This is a genomic window from Halorussus salinus, from assembly GCF_004765815.2.
GTDB classification, from domain to species: domain Archaea; phylum Halobacteriota; class Halobacteria; order Halobacteriales; family Haladaptataceae; genus Halorussus; species Halorussus salinus.
This window is the reverse complement of the sequence record NZ_ML974128.1, coordinates 663,567-682,490: the sequence shown is the minus strand read 5'-3', so window position 1 is coordinate 682,490 and position 18,924 is coordinate 663,567. Positions and strand designations below refer to the sequence as shown.

Here is an 18,924-nt window from a genome sequence, read left to right as displayed (position 1 = left end):
CGTGGTGTAGATGTCCACCGAAACGTCCGGCGAGGTGTTCGACCGGCGCACGACGGTCAAGGTCGTGGCCGGATTCGTCGTCGCCGGACTCCTGCTGTACTTCTTCGGTCGGGTAATCGGCTGGGGCGAAATCGCGCGGACGTTCGCGGGAGCGAATCTGACGTGGCTCGGACTGGCCTGCCTCTCGACGGTGGTCTCGCTAGTCGTCTGGGCGAAGTCGTGGGACGTGATTCTCTGTACGGTCGGCATCGACGTGCCCTTCCGGAAGATCATCACGACCTACTTCGCGGCCACGTTCGCCGACTACGCGACGCCGTTCGGCAAGGCGGGCGGCGGCCCGTTCATCGCCTACGTGCTGGCGGCCGACACCGAGGCCAACTATCAGGACAGCCTCGCGAGCGTGGTGACCGCCGACCTGCTCAACCTCCTGCCGTTCTTCACGTTCGCGGGACTCGGCACGCTCGCGCTCCTGATACAGGGCGAGGTCCCCAAGCAGGCCGAGATGCTCGTGGCCGGACTCGGCGGGATGGCGGTTCTCCTCCCGCTGGTCATCTACGGCTCCTACCGCCATCAGAACCTCGTGGAACGGTTGGTGATGAAGGTCGTCGGCCCCGTCGCCGAGCGAGTCGAGCGCGTGGACGCCGAGAACGTCCGCGAGCGCATCGAGGAGTTCTACGGGTTGGTGGAGCGAATCGCGACGAGTCGCCGCCAACTCGCCAAGACGCTGGTCTACGCCTACGTGGGGTGGCTCTTCTTCGCCGCGCCGCTCTACTTCGCGGCGCTGACGCTGGGCGTCGGCGACCAACTCACCCCGATACTCGTCCTGTTCGTCGTCCCCGCGAGTTCGCTGGCTGGCATCGTTCCCACGCCGGGCGGCGTCGGCGGCGTCGAGTTCGCGCTGGTGGGGCTAATCGTCGCACTGACGACGCTACAGGCCGACGTGGCCGCCAGCGCCGCGCTGGTCTACCGGGTCGCGAGCTACTGGTTCGCGCTCGCGCTCGGGGGCGTCGCGGCGTTCTTCGTCATCCACCGAAGCTGACGCGAAGCCGAGGGTCGGTCGCTTCGCGGGCGACCGCCGTCTTTTCGACGGGCTGACGCTCGATTTCACGAATTACCGGAAGCCCTGCGAACCGGACCACCGGCGGACGCTCGGCCGCCCGGACTTCGGGTGGGTCTGAAAGGGGCCGGTCGCTGGCGTGTACGTGGTCGTCGCTGCGGGCCAGTATCCGACGCAACTACGTCCGTCGGATATCCCGCAGAGCGACCGCCAGCGACCGGGGGCTTTCGACGCCGTCGTTTCCCGACCCGTCGCGTCGCTCCTCGTGAAACGCACCGAAAACGAGACCCGAACCTCGACTCGACCCTCAGACGTTCAGGAACGACCCGACGACGATTCGGGTGAACACCGCGATGAGGCTGGACGACCACATCAGGAACACGAAGTGCATGTAGGAGTTGACCTTGTGGCCGCCGTCCGCGATGCGAATCATCAGCGACGAGAGGACGGCGTTCAGCAGGGTGATGATGACCAGCAGGTACTCGATGGTCGGGATGTCGTACACGTCGGTGTGGATGATGGTCGTGATGTCGAGTTGGGCGCTGTTCAGGCCGATAGACATCTGCGAGAGGACCTCGACGATTTCGAGGCCGATGAAGAACGCGAACGTCGAGGCGGCGGTGATACCGTATAGGACGCCGATGAGGGTGACCGTCGATTGGGCGCGGCGCTCGCGCAGTTGCAGGACCTCGTTCATGTTCGCGGAGATGAGTTCGCCGAGTTTCTTCGGGTCGCCACCCATCTGTCGGCCGACGAGGAACATCTCGCTGAACTTCTGGATGAGGTAGGACCGCGAGTCGGCGGTGAAGTGTCGCCACGCCATCGACGGTTCGATGCGCATGTTGAGGCGCTTGTAGAGGTCGCTGACGTTCGTGGTCAGCGCGCCGAAGTCCTTGCCCCGCAGACTCTGGAGAACCTTGGTGGTGGTACTCTGCTTGGCGGTCTCGGTCGCGCCGAGCGCCCGGATGAAACTGGTGAACTCCTCGTCGCGCTCCTTTATCTTCTCCTCCTCGCGGCGCGCGACGACGCCGGGAATCAACAGCGGCGTGGTCGGCACCGCCGCGAGGATGGGGAGCGGAATCGAACTCGGGTCGATGCTCGTCCGACCCATCAACACGAGGAGACACGCCGCGATGAGCGCCAGCGTGAGCAGGAGGCCGACTGCGACCGCGATGCGGATGCGCCACTCCGAGTCGGTCGTCTGGTGGTCGGGGTGGTACCACACCGGGTCGTACGGCGCGGTGTTGCGAATCATGATGAGAAAGCCCGTCTGGACGAACGCGAACATGACGACGACGGCGCTGACGGTCATCGTGGGGTTCGTACCGGTCAGAATCGGCAGGACCGTCGCGAACACCAGCGCGAACGTCACGGACAGAACCATCGAGAGGTAGAGGTCCTTCATCACTTCGAGGTTCTGTAGCGACCCCTCGTAGATGGTGACGTAGTTCTGAATCACCACGTCCTGTTCGCTCAGGAGGAAGTCCTGAATCTCCTGCCCGGCGTTGATGGTGTAGGCCAGTCGGTCCAGAAAGTCGGCGAACGGCTTGCTCGGGGACTTGTTCGCCCGGATGCGCAGGGCGTCGTCCAGACTCTGGTTCCACGTGTCCACGAGTTGGGTGATGCGACGCATCTCCTCGGCGAGCGCGCCGTACTCCTCCTCTTCGCCGAGCGTCCGGAACACCTCCACGCGGTCGATGTTCGCGGTCGAGAGGATGGTCATGTGAGTGATGAACAGGTGGAGGCGGTCCTCTATCTCCTTGCGCTTCTGGTCGCGCAGAATCTTCGGGTAGATGACCGCGACGACGATGGAGAGCAGTCCCAACAGCGGAATCGGGACGGAGATGAGCATCGGGAAGTCGGTGACGACGAAGACCACCACGGTCAGCAGGAAGAAGACCGCGGAGGGAGCTACGACCAGCGTGAGATACCGGGAGACCGGCGTCTCCATGTGCTGGTAGGACTCGATAGTCGAGGACATGAACCCCGAGAGGAGGTCTTTCACGTCCTTGGGGGCGTCCCCGGATTGTTCGTTCGTCGCCATGGTGGAACCGTCGGTGTTCGCGGGGTTTACGTTCCACCTTCAATTCTCTTTCCCTCGAAATATTCCTACTGATACTCGACGTGACTCGTCGGACGGAATTCGGTCGGAAAACGACGACGACGAGTCCGGACAACTTCGGAAACGAAATCGACTCCCCCGGTCCCGCCGACCGATTCGACACCTATGGAAACATCAGATTTCTTGCAGACCCTAACCCTCTGGTTCGTCGCCGCCATCTTCCTCCGGACCGGGTCCGGAAGTTCGAATCCGGCGATCGCGGTCGCGGTCGTCGTCGCCCTCCTCGTCACGTACGTCGTGCCGCTGTACCTCCTCGGCGAGTTGCTCCTGCGGTTCGACGACTGGAGTCAGACGCTCACCGCTGGCGTTCGCTTTCGGTCTCCTCGCCCACGAGTTCATCTTGCACTTCGAGGTCCCGCTCGTGGTCCGCGACGGCGTATTCGCGTGTTCGGTCGTCACCGCTCTCGCGGTCCGAGAGTTCGCGCAACCGGTCTTCTTTTCCGTACAGCACGACGACATCGCCCGGTCTAACTTCCGTGTCCGACCGCGGCGCACCGATGTAGGTGTCGCCGCGCCGCACGCCGAGGACCAACACTCCTTCCGCGGGGAGGTCGAGGTCGGCCAGCGACTCATCGGCGAGCCAGTCACCCGCGTCGACCTCGACTTCCGCGACACGATACTCCCGCTGAAGACCGAGGACTCGCGTGTAGTCTCGGAGGTCGAGGTCGGTGGTGCGTCGAAGCCCCCACTCGATGACCGGCGTGACCAGCCGATTGAACCAGTCGCTCCGCGCGAGCAGTACTAGTCCACCGACGCCGGCGACGATAGTCACGAAGTTGGGCAACTCTTCGCCGGCGGCGTCCGTGAACGAGAGAACGAGCGACGAGATGGTGCTGACGAGACCGAGGCTTCCGAGGCGGATGAGAGCCTTCGTGACGGTCCGTCGCTCGGGCGTCTCGACGACTCGCTCGGCCTCCTCAGTCGTGTACCCGGCACCCGAGAACGCGGACGTGGCCTGAAACGAGGCCACGTCGGGCGACAGCCCGGTCATACGTAGCGCGACCGACCCGACTCTGACGACGAGTAGTGAGAGCGCGAAGATAACCAGCAGTGAGAGAATCGGATAGACCGAAACCATCGTCTACGGACCTACTCATCGCGGAGCCATAAAACGGCTACTACCGGCGTCAGTCGATGGACCGGTGGATGTCGAAGGGCAACCCGTCCACGCCGTCGCGCTGGAACGCCTCGATGGTCTCGTTGACCTCGTGGTAGCCCAGAATGTTCTCCTCTATCATGCGCTCCATGAGTTCCGCGCGGAAGTCCAACTCGTTGTAGATGTCGCGGGTGTTCTCGTACCCGAGCAGGGTCGCTATTTGCTCTTCGAGGACGTAGGAGTTGTTCATGCCTTGGAAGACGATCTCGTCCTCCACGGGGTCCCAGTAGAACGACTGGCGGGTGACGACCCCGCCCATCTCCTTCGAGTACCCCTCGATCTCCTGCACCGAGGTCACCCGACGAAGCACGTCGTCGCCCTGCTTGACCCGGTTCTGGAACAGCGCCACGTCGGCGTTGTCCATGAACGTCTCGGGGATGTTGATGGGGTCGCCGGTGAACCGCTGAATCATCGAGACGATGTCGCTGGCGTGGAACGTCAGCATCACCGGGTGGCCGGTCTGGGCGGCTTGGAAGGCCATGCGACCCTCCTCGCCACGGACCTCACCCACGACGATGTAGTCGGGGCGCGAACGGAGCGCGGCCGCCACGAGGTCGAACATGTCTACGTCGGTCGAGTCTTCCCCGCCGCCCTCGCGGGTCAGGAGTTGCTGCCACGTGTCGTGAGGAGGTAGGACCTCGGCGGTGTCCTCCGCGGTGTAAATCTTGCTGTCGCGGGGGATGAACGACATGATGCAGTTCAGGGTCGTGGTCTTCCCGGACGCCGTCTCCCCGACCACGAACACGGTCTGTTCGTTCTCCAGACAGAGCCAGAGGTACGCCGCCAGCTTGGGCGACAGCGTTCCCCACTTGGTAATCTGAGCGACCGAGAGGGGCGTCCCCTCGCCCTGACGGATGGTGAGGCTCGGTCCCTTCAGGCTCACGTCGTCGGAGTAGATGATGTTGATACGCGACCCGTCCGGCAGGGTCGAGTCCACGATGGGGTCGGAGTCACTCACGGGGTCGCCGATTCGTTCGCCCATGTTTCGCAGCCAGTTGTCGAAGCGGTCGGGCGACCCGAAGTCCACGCTGGTCCCGAGCATGCCGAACGTGCCGTGGTCCACGTACGTCTCGTGGGGGCCGATGACGTGGATGTCCTCGTTCGCCGGGTCGCGCATGATGGGCTCCAGCGGCCCGAACCCGACGATGTCCCGATTCAGCCGATACCGGATGTTCTCGTAGGTCTGTTCGGACACCTCGTAGGTGCCGATGTTGGTGAAGTCCTTGACGTACCGGACGATGTCGTCGGTCGAGAACCCCCGGACGCCCTGCTTGAAATCGTTGTACGAGACGTTCTTTATCCAGTCGAGAATTTTGTCGGCCGAGACGTTCTGGAGGTTCCTCCGACCGCCACCGCCGCCGTCGTCGCCGTTGTTGACCAACACCGTGTCGTCCAGCAACTCCTCGATGCGGTCGTCGTACTCGGCTTCGTCTTGGGGCGCGGGCTTCTTGACGCTCTTCTCCAAAATCTCGCCCCGGACCTTGCCGAACAGTTCCTGCTCGGTGCCCGAGAGTTCGGGTTCGACCGCGTAGTACTCGGTGTCTTGGCCCACGTCGCCGTAGACGTGACAGTAGATGGGACCGCCGACCGGGTAGATGACGTTGGGCTTGTCCGCCTCCCACTCGTCGTCCGGTTCGTCGATGAGTCTCGGGAACTCGCCGGTGAACTGCTTGAATCGCTTCAGGTAGTCCCGCAGGTGGGGTCGCCGCATGGCGACTTCCCGAAGGTCGTCCTGAATCTGTGCGGTCCCGTGCTCTGTCATGGTGAGTCGTTACGCGACACTACGGCTCTCGATGACGATTCCGGCGTCGGCCCGCACCGAGAATCCGATGGTGTCACCGACCTGCTCGCCCATCCCGGCGAATCGCTTCACCGAGATGTTGCGACGCACGTCGTTGCCGACCTCGACCATCTGGAGTTCCATGAACACGTCGGCGATGGCTCGGAACGGCCCGATGGCCTCCTCGTCCACCGTCGAGGGGTCCACCGTGAGGACGATGACCTGTCCCTGCGAGACCAAATCACGGAAGAACGAGATGATTTCGAGGGCGGCTTGGCGCTCCTCGTTCTGGCGAATCAGCGCCTCGAACTTGGGGTCGTTGCGGAGGATGGCGTCGAACGTGTCGATGACGATAACGTCGGCCTGCCACATCGCTTCGGCGTTCATCAGTCGGTTCAGCAGTTCCTTCCGGTTGCCCTCCTCGTCCTCGGTCGTCGTCAGGCGACCGCCGCCGGTGTCCACGTCGGCGTGGAGAAACAGGAGGCGCTCGTCCAACAGGTGCTCCTCGACGCTGTACGACAGCGAGTGCATCTGGTCGATGAACCCGCTGACGGTCAACTCCGTCGAGAGGAGCGTCACCGAGTGGCCGGTCTCGCAGAGACCGTAACTGAACCGCTGGCTCATCGCGGACTTGCCCGCGCCGTAGTCGCCTTCGACGAGGACGATGGACCCGCGGGGGATGCCGCCGCCGAGTTCGTGGTTCAATCGGTCGTGGTCTTCGAGGCCGAGGGAGTAGAGATTATCTTGACTCATGTTCTGAACTGAAGCACCTCCTCGTCACCGTTGACGATAATCTTCACGCGGTGGTCGCCCTCCGAGAGCGACTGGTCGATTTCGAGTCGGGCGACGTTGCCGACGCGCCACGCCGACCCGTCGAGGACGGTGATATCGACGTTCGTCTGGTATTTCCCGTCCACGAGTACTTCAATTTGGTCACTCTCGGCTTCGAGTGGACGTGACCCGGTATTTTTCACCAGTACCGTGACGTTATCGCTCCCGGAGGCGTTGTACACCGCGCCGCTCGCGGGGTCGCTGATGATGGCGATGTCCGTCCGGATGTCGCCGCTCACGTCGATGCTCCGGTCGCCGAGCGCCGACGAGAGTCGCTGAACGCCCTGCGTGAACGTCCCCGCCACACTCGCGGCGATGATGAGACTCGCGATGAACAGGATGAGATGGGACGTGGAGACGCTCGCCACTCAGACCACCTCCGAGTCGGCGACGCCCGGTCCGGTCACGACCTTCACCCGGTCGGGCCGCGTATCGACCGAGACGTTGAAGTGTAACGTCTCGCCGGGCAACCAGATGTCCGTCCCGCCGGTGCCTGCCACTTCGAACGTCTCCATGTTCGGACTCGTGTGGTTCGTGTAATTTCCACCTATAAGAATGTCGGTGTCATCTATCGACAATGTCGTGGAACCAGTGTTGTTGACTGTCACGTTGACGTAGAACTGTCCGTCCGCTTGGACGACCGATGCGTTGTCCATGGCTATCGCGGTGTTCTGGCGGGCGAGCGCGTCGTCGGCGTTCGCGTCGTAGGCCTCGTTGACCCGCTCCATCCCGTTGTTCGCCGCCGAGTAGGCGATTCCGAAACTGATGAACAGACCGAGGAAGATGACGGCGGTCGCGCCGCTAACGCTGAATCCCATCGCGCCCACCTCGAATCTGTGCGCAGTGTTCGACGATCTTCCGCTGAACCGCGTCGCCGGTCAGTTGGCTCAGGAAGGTGAGGCTCTGGATGTGGTCGTCGACTTCGAGGGTCGCGGGGCCGGTCTCCTCGGTATCGACCGACTCCACGTCCGCGAACCCACCGACGAACGCCAGCAGGTCCTCCTCGACCGACTCGCTGATCCAGCCGATGTCGCGGTAGTACTGGACGGTCCGAACCGCGTCCTCGGGTCCGAACTCCGTCACGAGGAACTCCAGCCACTCCATCACGACGAGGTCCGAGACGTAGCCGTTCGGCAGTTCCGCGAGGTACGGCTTGCCGCCCCGGCCCGCGTTCGCGGGCGTCGCAGGTTCGGCGGGTTCGGTCTCGGCCGGTTCCTCGAACTCGAAGTCGCCATCGTCGGGGTCCGGGTCGGTTTCGACCGCTGGCTCCGGGTCGAGTTCGGCCTCGTCGAGGCCCGCGTCGCCGAGGTCCTCCTCGGCCTCGGGGGCTTCCCCCTCCTCGGCCCAATCGGCGTCGCCCGACTCGTACTCCTCTTTGAGTTCCGCGAACGTCGAGCCACCCGCCTGTCCGCCCTCGTCGTCTTCCTCGTCCATCGTCGGCTCCTCGTCGTCTAACGCTTCGTCGGGCGCTTCGAATCCGAGGTCGTCGCCCGCGTCGTCCTCGAAGTCGTCGGCGAGTTCGTCGTCTTCCTCGGCGAAGTCGTCGGCGTCGTCACCGAACTCGTCGTCCTCCTCGTCGAAGTCGTCGTCGAAGAAACTCTCGGCCTCGGCGTCGGCGACATCCTCGCTGAGGTCGTCGTCGGCCGCTTCGTCTTCTTCCTCGTCGAAGAGTCCGAAGCCACCGCCGCCCTCGCCCCCGAACTCGCCGCCACCGCCAGCGGCCATCCCGCCCTGTTGAACGTCGTCCACGAACGGGTTGACCCCGCGCGTGACCATCTCGTAGATTTCGAGGAGCTTCCGGACGTTCTCCTCGGTCTCGTCCACTTTCGAAGATATCTGTTCGTTCTCGCTCCGGACCGTCCCGACCGTCGAGGAGATCTCGGCGACCTCGTTTTCGAGTTCGTCGATTCGGTTTTCGAGTTCTTGGGTCGGTCCGCCCCCGCCACCGCCCATGGCGAACTCGTCGTCGCCGCCCCCGTCGGCCCAGTCGTCCATCTCCCCGTCCATCCCCATCCCGTCGTCCATCCCCATTCCGTCGTCCATACCGCCGTCCATCCCACCGAAGTCGTCGTCCATCTCCCCGCCCATCTCGTCGCCGCCCATCCCGTCGCCGAAGAGGTCGTCATCGCCACCGCCGCCGGAGCCGTCGGCGTCGGCGCTCTCGCCCTCCTCTTCGTCCATGAAATCCATGATTCCCATGCCGACCAAGCCCGTCCCGAGGAGGTAGACGAACTGGTCGCTGAGACCGATAAGTTTCATTATCGACAACAGCGAACTTCCAGCACATTAATCTTCCCCCTGAGTTATCAGCTCTGATACTCGCCGAGGGAGGGTGACGAAAACCCGACAGAGACCCTCTACAACCTGTTTCTTCCGCTTTACTCCTGAAGAGATGTACTATCGACTTTCTTATATATGCGGAGGCGTCGCGCGACCGGTTCGAAGGCTGGTTTGAGCGTGTCCGGGAGCGTCTCGGTCTTCCCGATGACGAGGTAGCCGCCCACCGACAGCGACTTCGAGACCGTCTCCAGAATCGGGAGTTTGTGTTCGGCGTCGATGTAGATGAAGAGGTTGCGACACACCACGAGGTCGAAGTCCGACTTCGGGTCGCCGTTGATGAGGTCGTGGCGCTCGAACGACACGAGGTCCTTGACGGGGTCGGTCACGGCGAACTCGTCGTCGGTGCGCTCGACGTACCGCTCGTACTCGTCCAGCGGCGCGAGTTGTTCGCCGATGTCGGTCGTCCGGGTGTTCTCGTAGACGCCCCGGCGGGCCGCCGCCAGAATCTCGCGGTCGATGTCGGTCGCGGTTATCCGGACGCTCCAGTCGGCGACCTCGGGGTCGTCCAGCGCCAGCATCGACAGCGAGTACGGTTCCCGGCCGTCCGAGCAGGCCGCGCTCCAGAGCCGAATCCGCTCGCGCTCGGTCGAGAGCGCCCGGAGGACGTTCCGGACCTCCTCCCAGACCTCCGGGTTGCGGAAGAAGCTGGTGACGTTGACCGAGAACGCGTCTAACAGGGCTTCCTGCTCGCTCTCGTCGTCCCGCAGGAGGTCGAGGTACTCGGCGTACTCGTCGGTATCGCTCCGGCGCATCCGCGAGGAGACCCGGCGGTCGAGATACGAGTCGTCGTAGTAGCTGGTGGCGAAGCCCAGTTCCTCCTCGACGTACTCTAGCAGGCGGTCGAACGCCTCGGCGTCGGGCGTCACAGCTCCTCGACCCCCTCGTGGGTGCTGGTCACGGTCAACGTCCACGTCTCGGGAGTCAACTCGACCGACCGGCCGTAGTCGCCGCCAACGTCCTCGGCGACGACCGGCACGTCCCGGTCGGCGAGCGCGGCGCGGGTCCGCTCGACGTTTCGCTCGCCGACGCCCTCGCTGACGCCCGAGAAGTCGAACATCTTGCTCCCGCCCGCGAGTTTGGCCTCGGCGCGCTCGGGGTCGCCGCCCGCGGCTTCGAGGTCGGCCAACAGTCGCTCGACGCCGGTCTCGGCGGACTTGGCTGGCTTTCCACGGTCGTCGCCGGTCTCGTCCGGAAGCATGACGTGGGCCAGTCCGGCGACTCCTGCAACCGGGTCGGCGACGGCGACGCCGACGCAGGAGCCTAAACCGCTCGTCGTGAGTATCGTCTCGCCCGCGGCGACCGCGAGTTCGGCCACGCCGACTCGCACGCGGTCGGGAACGTCGTCGGCGAGGAAGGGGCGTTCGGCGGTCATCATAGTGGACCCGCTTTCGTCGTGCGTTCGGCCGTGGCGTCCGGGTCGAGGTCGTCCAACGCGGTCCGGAGGTCGGTCTCGTCGGGGAGCGCGTAAATCTCGCAGTCGAACTCCCGGTCGTCGGCCCGGAGCGTCGCGTCGAAGAGGAACGCGAACGGTTGGGTGCGCCCGAGGCGCGCGACGACCGACTCGGCGACCGCGGGACCCGAGTCGTGGACGAACTGGGGCGGCGAGATGTCGATAGTCGCGTCCAGCACGTTCGCCCATCCGTCGATGAAACTGCTGGTCATCACGTTGCCGATCTCCTTCATCGCCGACCGGGCAGGTCCCTCGAACGTCGTCACCTCGTCGGTGCCGGGGACGAGCGACGCGGCCACCTCGCGGGCCGACGCCTCGTCGAACAGCACGAGGAGATACCCGCCGAGCGCGCCCTCCGTTTCGAGGACGACCCCGACGTAGGGGCGATTGGCCAGTTCGGCGGGCACGTCTTCGACGGGGACGAAACTCAACTGCGTGATATCGACCCCGGTGGCGATGCCGGTCATCGCCGAGACGCTCTCGGAGGCGGTCTCCGCGCCTGTCGCGGCCATCTCGCGGAGCGCCGCCAGCTTCTCGACGGAGACCGGGTCGTCGCCGCCCGACAGCATCTCCTCCATCGAGGCCCGGTCGGGGAACATGTGAAACTCCACGTCCAACTCCTCGCCGACCGCTCCGACCTGACTCCGGAAGACGAGGGCTTGGTCGCGCTCGAACCCGGCGGCGTCCAGCAGTTCCCCGCCGGTCCCCTCGACGTACTCGGGCGGCGCGATGTCGATGGTCGTATCGAGGTGGTCGGCCCACCCCTCCACGAACCCGCTGGTCACGATGTTGCCCACCTCGGCGACCGCGCTCTCCTCGACGCCCTCGCCGGGCAGGAGCGTGTCCAGCAGGACCTCGACGCCCTCGGGCGAGAACGAGAGGAGACTCGTTCCGGCGATGCCGCCCTCGAAGTCGATGGCGACGCCGACCCGCCGGTCTCCTCGCGCGAGGTCTCGGGACGACGCCAGCGTCACCTCGGTCACGTCCACCGCGGTCTCGATGCCGGTCATTCCGGTGAGGTTCTCGGCGGCCCGCCGCGCGCCCGCCTGCGCGGTCCGGTTGAAGGTTCCCAGCGATTCGACATCCACGTTCATACGTTGGACCTCTGGCCGAGCCTCATATCTCTATCTGCTGCATCAGCGACACGAGTTCCTCCAGTTCGGGGAACGTGTACACCTTCACTTCCACGTCGGCCTCGCGGGCGTGGACCCGCGAGTCGAACACGAGCGCCATCTCGTCGGGCCGGGACGCGACCAGATTCTCGACCATCTTCGACCCCGCGCCGTAGGTGAACTTCGGCGTCGAGATGTCGATGGTCGTGTCCAGCACGTTCGCCCACCCGTCGATGAACCCGCTGGTCATGATATTGCCGATCTCCTGTACCGCCGACCGCTCCATGTCCGAGAACCCCTTCGACGAGGGGTCGGCGCTTCCGGGGAGCATCCCCGTGGCGAGTTTCTTCGCGCTGCTCGCGCTGAACAGGAAGAGAATGTACCCGTGAGGCGGTTCCACGAGTTCGATGTGGGTGCCGACCTGCTTCTCGTGACCGACGTGGGTCTTGATGTCCTCGATGTCGAGGAAGTTTATTTTCGTGATCTCCATCTCGGTCTCCATGCCGGTCATCTGATTCAGATGGTTGGCGACCGTGTTCGCGCCCTCCTTTGCCATCTGGTTGAACAGGTTCAGCTTTCGTATGTCGATGTGCAAGTTTCGTTCCTCACCTCGGCTCATATCTCGTCACCTCTCACAATGTCTCCACGTCTAAAATCGTCACAACGTCTCCCTCGCCGAGGACCGCGGCACCCGACAGTCCGGGGATGCCCGACAGGATGCCCTCGAACGGTTTGACGACGACCTCTTCTTGACGGCTCACCGCATCGCAGTGGATGGCGACCTGCCGCTCGGACTCCTTGACCCGGACCAACATTCCGTCGCCGTTCTTGGTCTGGCCGGGCACGTCCAGCGCGTCGCCGAGACGCACGAGCGGATACACCGTGTCGTCGTGAGTGACGACCTCCTCGCCCTCGACGGTCTGGACCTCCTCCATCCGTCGAATCTCGTCCACGTTCTTGATGGGGATGCCGTACTCCTCGTCGCCCGACTGGACGAACAGGACCTTCACGATGGCGACCGTGACGGGCAGCGAGAGGCTGATCGTCGTCCCCTCGCCGGGCGTGCTGTCCACGCGAATCTCGCCGTCGAGGCGCGAGACGGTGTCTTGGACCACGTCCATCCCGACGCCGCGACCGCTCACGTCCGTCACCTCGTCGTTGGTCGAGAACCCGGCGTGGAAGACCAGCTTCTGGGCCTCCTCCTCCGAGAGGTCGTCGACCTCCTCGCGGCTCATGACCCCCTTCTCGACCGCCTTGGTCCGGATGGCGTCGGCGTCGATGCCGCCGCCGTCGTCCTCGACCTCGATGGTCACGCGGTCGCGCTCGCGGAACCCGCGGAGCCGAATCGTCCCCTCGCGGGACTTGCCCGCGGCCTCGCGCTCCTCGGGCGGTTCGATGCCGTGGTCCACCGCGTTACGCAGGAGATGCATCAGTGGGTCGCTTATCTCGTCCAAGATAGTGCGGTCCAACTCGATGTCGGTCCCCTCCATCCGGAAGTCCACTTCCTTCTCCTGCTCGCGGGCGAGGTCCCGGACCAGCCGCGGGAACTTGTTGACGACCTTCTTCAGCGGCACCAGCCGCATGTCCATCACGGTGTCCTGCAAGCTGGACGTTATCTTGTCCAACTCGTCCAAGTGGTCCTCGGCGCTGTCGAGTTGGGCCTGCTCGACCGACCGCCGGAGCTTGATGCGGCTCGTGACGAGCTGTTCGACCTGCCCGTGCAGGTCGTCCAGTTGGTCCACGTCCACGCGGACCGACTGAATCTCCTCTATCTCCTCGGCGGTCGAGGAGCCCTCGGACGACCGCGAGGAGCTTCCGGACGACTCCGACCCCGACGAGTCGCCGCCGTCGTCGGACCCGTCGGCGGTCGAAGTGGCGTCCGAGTCGTCGGTCTCGACCACGTCGGCGTCGGTGAAGTCGTCGCTCTCGTCTCCGGCGTCCGCATCCGAGTCGGACGCCGACGCGTCGTCGACCTCGACTTCGCTCGTCTCGGTCGCGTCCTCGTCTCCCTCGTCCGCTTCGCTCGGTGCGGACGCGTCGGCCGAGGAGTCCGCGCTCTCACCCGACGCGTCGGCCGAACCGCCCGCGCTCGCCACGTCGATTTCGGCCACGTCGATTCGGGTCACGGTTCCGCCAGCGATTTTCCCCGTGGCGGCGACGACCGACTCGACTTCGCTCTCGTCGTCGGCCGCGACGAAGGCGTCGAAGCCGTCGTCGTACTCGCCGTCGTTGATGGCGTCCACTTCGGGGACGGTTCCCAACAGGTCCAGATTCTCGCTGAGACCCTCCAAGGCGAACATGCCGTCGACGCCCTTCATCTGGGGGTCGCCCATGTCCACGTCCACGTGGAACGGCTGGCCGTCGGCGTTCGCGAGCGCCGCGGGGTCGTCGAGGTCCGCGACTGGAACGTCGTCGAGGTCAGCGTCCGTCTCGGCGTCGGCCTCGTCGTCGGCCGCGCCGTCGTCGTCGCCCGCGGCCTCGTTGCCCTCGATGACGCTCCGGATGTCGGCGATGATGTCGTCGGGGTCGATGTCGGACTCGCCGTCCTCCTCTATCTGGTCGAGCGCGTGGTCTATCTCGTCGACGCCCGCGAACACGAGGTCCATGACCTCGGGCGTGACCTCCATGCGACCCTGACGAATCTCGTCCAGCAGGTCCTCGATGGCGTGTGCGAGGTCGCTGGCGTCCTGAAACCCCATCGCGCCGAAGTTGCCCTTCAGCGTGTGGGCCGTCCGGAAGATGGAGTCCATCGCGGCCTCGTCGCTCGGGTCGTCTTCCAGTTCGAGCAGGGAGTTGTTCAACTCCGTGACGTTCTCTTCGCTCTCACGTATGAAATCCTGAATGTAATCTTCCATTTCTGTTCACCGTCCATCTCGTATCGTGTCGAGAATCGCCTTGCCCATCTCGTCGGCCGAGCGCACGTCGTCCACGCACCCGGTCTCGATGGCGCGGGCCGGGATGCCGAACACAGAAGAGGTCTCCTCGTCTTGGGCGAGCGTCGCGCCGCCCGCACCCTTGATGGCCTCGATGCCCGCCGCGCCGTCGCTCCCCATCCCGGTGAGGACGACACCGGTGAGCGGGCCATCGACGGTTTCGGCGGCCGTCTCCATCGTCACGTCGATGGCCGGGCGGACGCCGTGGAGCGGTTCGTCCTGCGTCAGTCGGATGCGCAGGCGACCGTTGCCGTATCCAGCGACCGCCATGTGGTAGTCGCCCTTGGCGACGACGGCCTCGCCGCCGCCGATTCGGATGCCGTCGGTGGCCTCCCGTACGTCGTACTCGCTCCGGCGGTCCAGTCGCTCGGCGAACCGACCGGTGAACCCGTCGGGCATGTGCTGGACGACGAGGACCCGGAAGTCCGCCTCCCGCGGGAGACTCGACAGGACTCGCTCGACGACGCGCGGGCCGCCGGTCGAGGCCCCGACGACGAGCGTCGGGTTCTCGACGTAGCCGTGGTCGGTATCGAGCGTGTCCGAATCGGCGGTGTCAACCTCCTCGACCGACGCGGGGTCGGCGCGGGTCGCCGACTCGACCTTCTCGACCAGCGCGTCGCCGTGGGCCGAAATCTCCGTCGAGACCTCGCCGCCGGGTTTGGCGAGGAAGTCCACCGCCCCTCGCTCCAAGGCCTCGAACGTCGCTTCGGCACCGTCCTCGGTGTGGGCCGACAGCATCAAAATTGGCGTCGGATTCGTCGCCATGATCTCCTCGACGGCCTCGATGCCGTTCATGCGGGGCATCTCCACGTCCATCGTCACCACGTCCGGGTCGTGAGTAGCGACGGCCTCGACGCCCTCCTCGCCGTCGCTGGCCTGCGCGACGACTTCGATGCCGCCGTCTTCGAGGATGTCGGAGATGACCGTCCGCATGAAATGCGAGTCGTCCACGACGACTGCCCGCGTCATGCTGAGACAACGTCTTCGATGGCGTCCATCACGCTGGGTTTCTGGAAGGGTTTGGTGATGTAGCCGTCGGCACCCGCCTTGATGGCGGCCTTCATCTTCTCTTCCTGCCCGATACTGGTACACATGATGATGTTCGAGTCGGGGTTCGCGTCCTTGATTTCGGTGGTCGCCTCGATACCGTCCCGGATGGGCATCACGATGTCCATCATCACGAGGTCCGGGGCGTGTTCCTCGTAGAGTTCGACCGCCTCGACGCCGTTCTCGGCCTCGCCCGCGATTTCGAACTCCTCTTCCAGTATCTCCCGAAGTAGATTCCGCATAAATTCCGAGTCGTCTACGATGAGTACGTTCTTAGCCATGCGATAGTCACCAAGCGGTTGGTTTGAAACGGGGCGAAATAAATTCTCCCCTCCGATTATCACGACTGATGCTCCTTGCGACGCGCGCCCGACCGGCCGACCTAATCGTTTTCATTTCAACTGGTCGATGATGGCGTCGATGTCTATCCAGACCACGAGGTCGAGTCCGTCGCCGTTCGGCTTGCGGATGATACCTCGCGAGACCTGTTCGCGGATGCCCCGCGTCTGGAGGTCCGAGAGGTCGTCGTCGGTGTCTATCTTGCTCTCGGGGTAGGTCGTGACCTCCAGTACCTCGTCCACGCGGATACCGATTTTCTGCTTGTCGTCGGCCCGGTCCAACACGAGGACGTTCTGCTCGTCGCCGTCGGGTTGGTCGCCGTCGATGCCGAGGAACGTCCGAGGGTTGATGATGGCGGTGGTCTCCCCACGCAGGTCCATCACGCCGTCCACGGAGTCGGGCGTCCGGGGGATACGGGTCACTTTCTTTATCTCCACGATGCTGTCTACCTCCTCGATGTCGATGGCGCAGTAGTCCTCGCCGAGGCGGAACTCCACGACCTGTCGCGTCGGTCCCTCGGCGACCTCCGGCGAGTCGGTCTCCTCGGGTCCGTCGTCAGCGCCGGTCTCCTGAACCTCCATAGCAGTCTCTAATTTGAACATCGAACTCCAGCATATAAATCCCGGCCTCGTCTCTCGAATTTGATAATCGGACGTGAGATTGCGGTTCTCCTCGAAGCCACCGGTGACGCGACGAAAACGAGTCCGCAATCAGTCTCTGAGAGCCGAGTACGCGGCCCCCAGAACGAACAGGACGCCGAAACCCATCACGAGGAACGGCTTGTTGCTGCTCTCGTGCATGAGGTAGGCGTTACCGGGAGAGTTCGGCGGGACGTACGCCGTCACGGTGTCGCCCGGTTCGTACCCATCTAGTTGGTCTCTGGCGGCGTTCTCGCTGTCGAACTCCCTCGGAAGCTCTCCGGGGTAGACGTTCGAGGAGGTGTAGTTCTCTCCCTCGTAAGTGTACTCGAACGTCGCCTGCGGACCGTAGTCCGTGCCACGTCGTTGGTTGAACGTCTCGACGGAGGTGGAGGTGATGGTCGCTTCGACCTGCGTCGCGGAGTTCAGCGCCGAGGTTTGGGTCGTGTAGCTGTACGCACCCCACCCGAAGATGGCGAGTCCTACCAGCACCGCGACCGCGAGTTGGAGGGGACCGGACGGGCCGTCGATGTCGACTTCCATACCGAGGGGTCAGAGCGGAGAGTGTTAAATCTGGCTTCATGTTCCCGTCGCTACATCATCCGTTCGGACGCTCGCCGGTCGAGGAGACGGCACCGTCGGAACGTACTTGTCGGAGGACTGTGACGACGTGCGTATGACTCGCGCCCTCCATCTCGTCGCCTGTGCGCTCGTCGTCTCCTCGCTGTTCGCCGTCGTCGCGCCCGGTAGCGCCGCCCCGCCGCCCCGACCGCTCTGTGACGCCTGCGGGGAGTCGTTCGAGGAGACCGCCGAAGCCCACGACCTGAGCGTCGCCGTGGAACGGTCCACCGCCACCGTCTCGGTCGCTCGGAACGGCACCGCGACGTGGGTCGTCCGGAACCGCCTCGCGGACGCCGGGAGCGCCGCTACCCTGCGCGAGGACGACGCGCTCCGGACCGAAATCGCCGAGCGAGCGATGTGGGACGCCGAGTTCGTCGGGGCGAACGTCTCGGAGCGCGTCCTGACGCTCCGCTACCGCGAACCCGAGTTCGCCGAGGAGTCCGTCGGCGGGACGCTCCGGTCGGGCGAGTTCACCGACGCCTACGGCTACCGGAACCTCCACGGACTCGGCGCGGACCGCCTCGTCGTGGTCGCACCCGAGGAGATGGTAATCGGCAAACCCGTCGGGGGCGCGACCGTCTCCGAGGACGGCCGCCGGATGGTCCTCACGTCGTTCGAGGAGCGCGGCTTCGTCACGTTCGTCCCCCGAGCTAGCGCATTCGGACCCCTCCTGAGTCTGCTGGCGGTCGGGACGCTGGTCGCGCCGCGAGTCGGGGGTACCCTCGTCGTCGCGCTGTTCCCGACCGCGCTGTTCGGTCTCCTCGTCGGGGTGGTGGGCGCGTTCGCCTCCCGGTCTCCCCGACTCACCGCGCGCGTCGGCGAGAGCGCCGGGATCGTGCTGGTCGCGGGCGGCCTCGTCCTGACGGGCGGGGCGCTCGTCGCTGGCGGCGGCCTGTCGCTACTGGGCGGGAGCGCCGCGCCGCTGTTCGGCGTCGGCGCGACCGCGGTCGTCTTCGGGGCGCTCCTCCGGCGGCCCGACCTCCGAGCGCGGGCGACCTACCGGCGACTCGTCGCGGTCGGAGCGGTCGGCGTCGCGCTGGCGGCCGGGACGACGCTCGCGGGGGCGCTGGCGTTCGACCAACTGACCTACTCGCTGCTGTCGAGTCTCCCGCCGCTGGTCGCGGTCTTCGCGCTATTTCCGGCGGGGTACGCCTTCGGCCGCGGGAATCGACGACTCGGCGTGGCGACGGCCGCGGTCGGGTTCGCGCTCTCGGCGCTCCCGTTCGCGTCGCTCCTCTCGCCGACCCGAGGAGTCGGCCCGTTCGCCGTCGCCCTCCTCGCGGCGTACGTCGGGGTGTTGGCCGGGGTCGGGACGCCCCTGCTGGTCGTCGGCGCGTCGCTCGCCGAGTCGCCGGGCGGCGACGCCGGAGCGCCGCCGGACGGCGACCGACCGGCCGCGGCGATGGAATAGCTCACTTCTGATTGCTTCGAAAAAGATTCGTATTTGTTAGAGAACGGGAGACGTTTCTTCGGTCCGACGCGCGGGACCGGAGACGGG

At 65.0% G+C, this 18,924-nt stretch carries 18 protein-coding genes; 2 read left to right on the top strand and 16 right to left on the bottom strand.

Annotation, left to right across the window (positions count from 1 at the left end):
• The first annotated feature begins 10 nt into the window (after positions 1–10).
• Positions 11–1,039 (top strand): lysylphosphatidylglycerol synthase transmembrane domain-containing protein, encoded by a 1,029-nt coding sequence (locus EPL00_RS11580; protein WP_135852562.1) that lies wholly within the window; start codon positions 11–13, stop codon positions 1,037–1,039.
• Positions 1,040–1,364: 325 nt separating this feature from the next.
• On the opposite strand, the gene flaJ is transcribed toward EPL00_RS11580, so the two are convergent.
• The 16 genes from flaJ to EPL00_RS11500 form a co-directional block, all read right to left on the bottom strand.
• Positions 1,365–3,101, bottom strand: coding sequence for an archaellar assembly protein FlaJ (gene flaJ, locus EPL00_RS11575; RefSeq protein ID WP_135852563.1), 1,737 nt, complete (start codon positions 3,099–3,101; stop codon positions 1,365–1,367).
• A 373-nt stretch (positions 3,102–3,474) separates the two neighbouring features.
• Positions 3,475–4,257: a TrkA C-terminal domain-containing protein gene (locus tag EPL00_RS11570; RefSeq protein WP_135852565.1), complete on the bottom strand. Its 783-nt coding sequence runs from the start codon at positions 4,255–4,257 to the stop codon at positions 3,475–3,477.
• 49 nt (positions 4,258–4,306) lie between these two features.
• Entirely contained in the window at positions 4,307–6,046 is a 1,740-nt protein-coding gene (locus EPL00_RS11565) for a type II/IV secretion system ATPase subunit (protein ID WP_394352079.1), read from the bottom strand.
• A 60-nt stretch (positions 6,047–6,106) separates the two neighbouring features.
• A complete protein-coding gene (locus EPL00_RS11560; RefSeq protein WP_135852567.1) occupies positions 6,107–6,868 on the bottom strand; it encodes an archaellum protein ArlH in 762 nt (253 codons plus the stop codon).
• Positions 6,865–7,314, bottom strand: a complete 450-nt coding sequence (locus EPL00_RS11555; protein ID WP_135852568.1) for an archaellum stator protein ArlG — start codon at positions 7,312–7,314, stop codon at positions 6,865–6,867. Before EPL00_RS11555 ends, EPL00_RS11560 begins: the two co-directional genes overlap by 4 nt.
• A complete protein-coding gene (locus EPL00_RS11550) occupies positions 7,315–7,764 on the bottom strand; it encodes an archaellum stator protein ArlF (RefSeq protein ID WP_135852569.1) in 450 nt (149 codons plus the stop codon).
• On the bottom strand, positions 7,748–9,205 hold the full coding sequence (locus tag EPL00_RS11545; protein WP_135852570.1) for a FlaD/FlaE family flagellar protein: 1,458 nt from the start codon (positions 9,203–9,205) through the stop codon (positions 7,748–7,750). Before EPL00_RS11545 ends, EPL00_RS11550 begins: the two co-directional genes overlap by 17 nt.
• Before the next feature lie 119 nt (positions 9,206–9,324).
• Positions 9,325–10,152, bottom strand: a complete 828-nt coding sequence (locus EPL00_RS11540; protein WP_135852571.1) for a CheR family methyltransferase — start codon at positions 10,150–10,152, stop codon at positions 9,325–9,327.
• Positions 10,149–10,658, bottom strand: coding sequence for a chemotaxis protein CheD (locus EPL00_RS11535; protein WP_135853214.1), 510 nt, complete (start codon positions 10,656–10,658; stop codon positions 10,149–10,151). The genes EPL00_RS11540 and EPL00_RS11535 overlap by 4 nt, the downstream gene beginning before the upstream one ends.
• Complete coding sequence (locus EPL00_RS11530) at positions 10,658–11,830, bottom strand: chemotaxis protein CheC (RefSeq protein WP_135852572.1); 1,173 nt, start codon at positions 11,828–11,830, stop codon at positions 10,658–10,660. The genes EPL00_RS11535 and EPL00_RS11530 overlap by 1 nt, the downstream gene beginning before the upstream one ends.
• Positions 11,831–11,852: 22 nt before the next feature.
• Positions 11,853–12,467, bottom strand: a complete 615-nt coding sequence (locus tag EPL00_RS11525) for a chemotaxis protein CheC (protein WP_135852573.1) — start codon at positions 12,465–12,467, stop codon at positions 11,853–11,855.
• A gap of 13 nt (positions 12,468–12,480) precedes the next feature.
• Entirely contained in the window at positions 12,481–14,703 is a 2,223-nt protein-coding gene (locus tag EPL00_RS11520; RefSeq protein WP_135852574.1) for a chemotaxis protein CheA, read from the bottom strand.
• Positions 14,704–14,709: 6 nt separating this feature from the next.
• Entirely contained in the window at positions 14,710–15,750 is a 1,041-nt protein-coding gene (gene cheB / locus EPL00_RS11515) for a chemotaxis-specific protein-glutamate methyltransferase CheB (protein WP_135852575.1), read from the bottom strand.
• Positions 15,747–16,109, bottom strand: coding sequence for a chemotaxis protein CheY (gene cheY, locus EPL00_RS11510; RefSeq protein ID WP_135852576.1), 363 nt, complete (start codon positions 16,107–16,109; stop codon positions 15,747–15,749). The genes cheB and cheY overlap by 4 nt, the downstream gene beginning before the upstream one ends.
• Before the next feature lie 111 nt (positions 16,110–16,220).
• Positions 16,221–16,769 carry a chemotaxis protein CheW gene (locus EPL00_RS11505; protein WP_238398181.1) on the bottom strand — a complete coding sequence of 183 codons (549 nt, stop codon included), beginning with the start codon at positions 16,767–16,769 and terminating at the stop codon, positions 16,221–16,223.
• Positions 16,770–16,877: 108 nt separating this feature from the next.
• On the bottom strand, positions 16,878–17,348 hold the full coding sequence (locus EPL00_RS11500) for a DUF3592 domain-containing protein (RefSeq protein ID WP_135852577.1): 471 nt from the start codon (positions 17,346–17,348) through the stop codon (positions 16,878–16,880).
• A 133-nt stretch (positions 17,349–17,481) separates the two neighbouring features.
• On the opposite strand from EPL00_RS11500, the gene EPL00_RS11495 reads away from it, so the two are divergent.
• Positions 17,482–18,837 (top strand): hypothetical protein, encoded by a 1,356-nt coding sequence (locus tag EPL00_RS11495; protein WP_135852578.1) that lies wholly within the window; start codon positions 17,482–17,484, stop codon positions 18,835–18,837.
• The last annotated feature ends 87 nt before the right edge of the window (positions 18,838–18,924 follow it).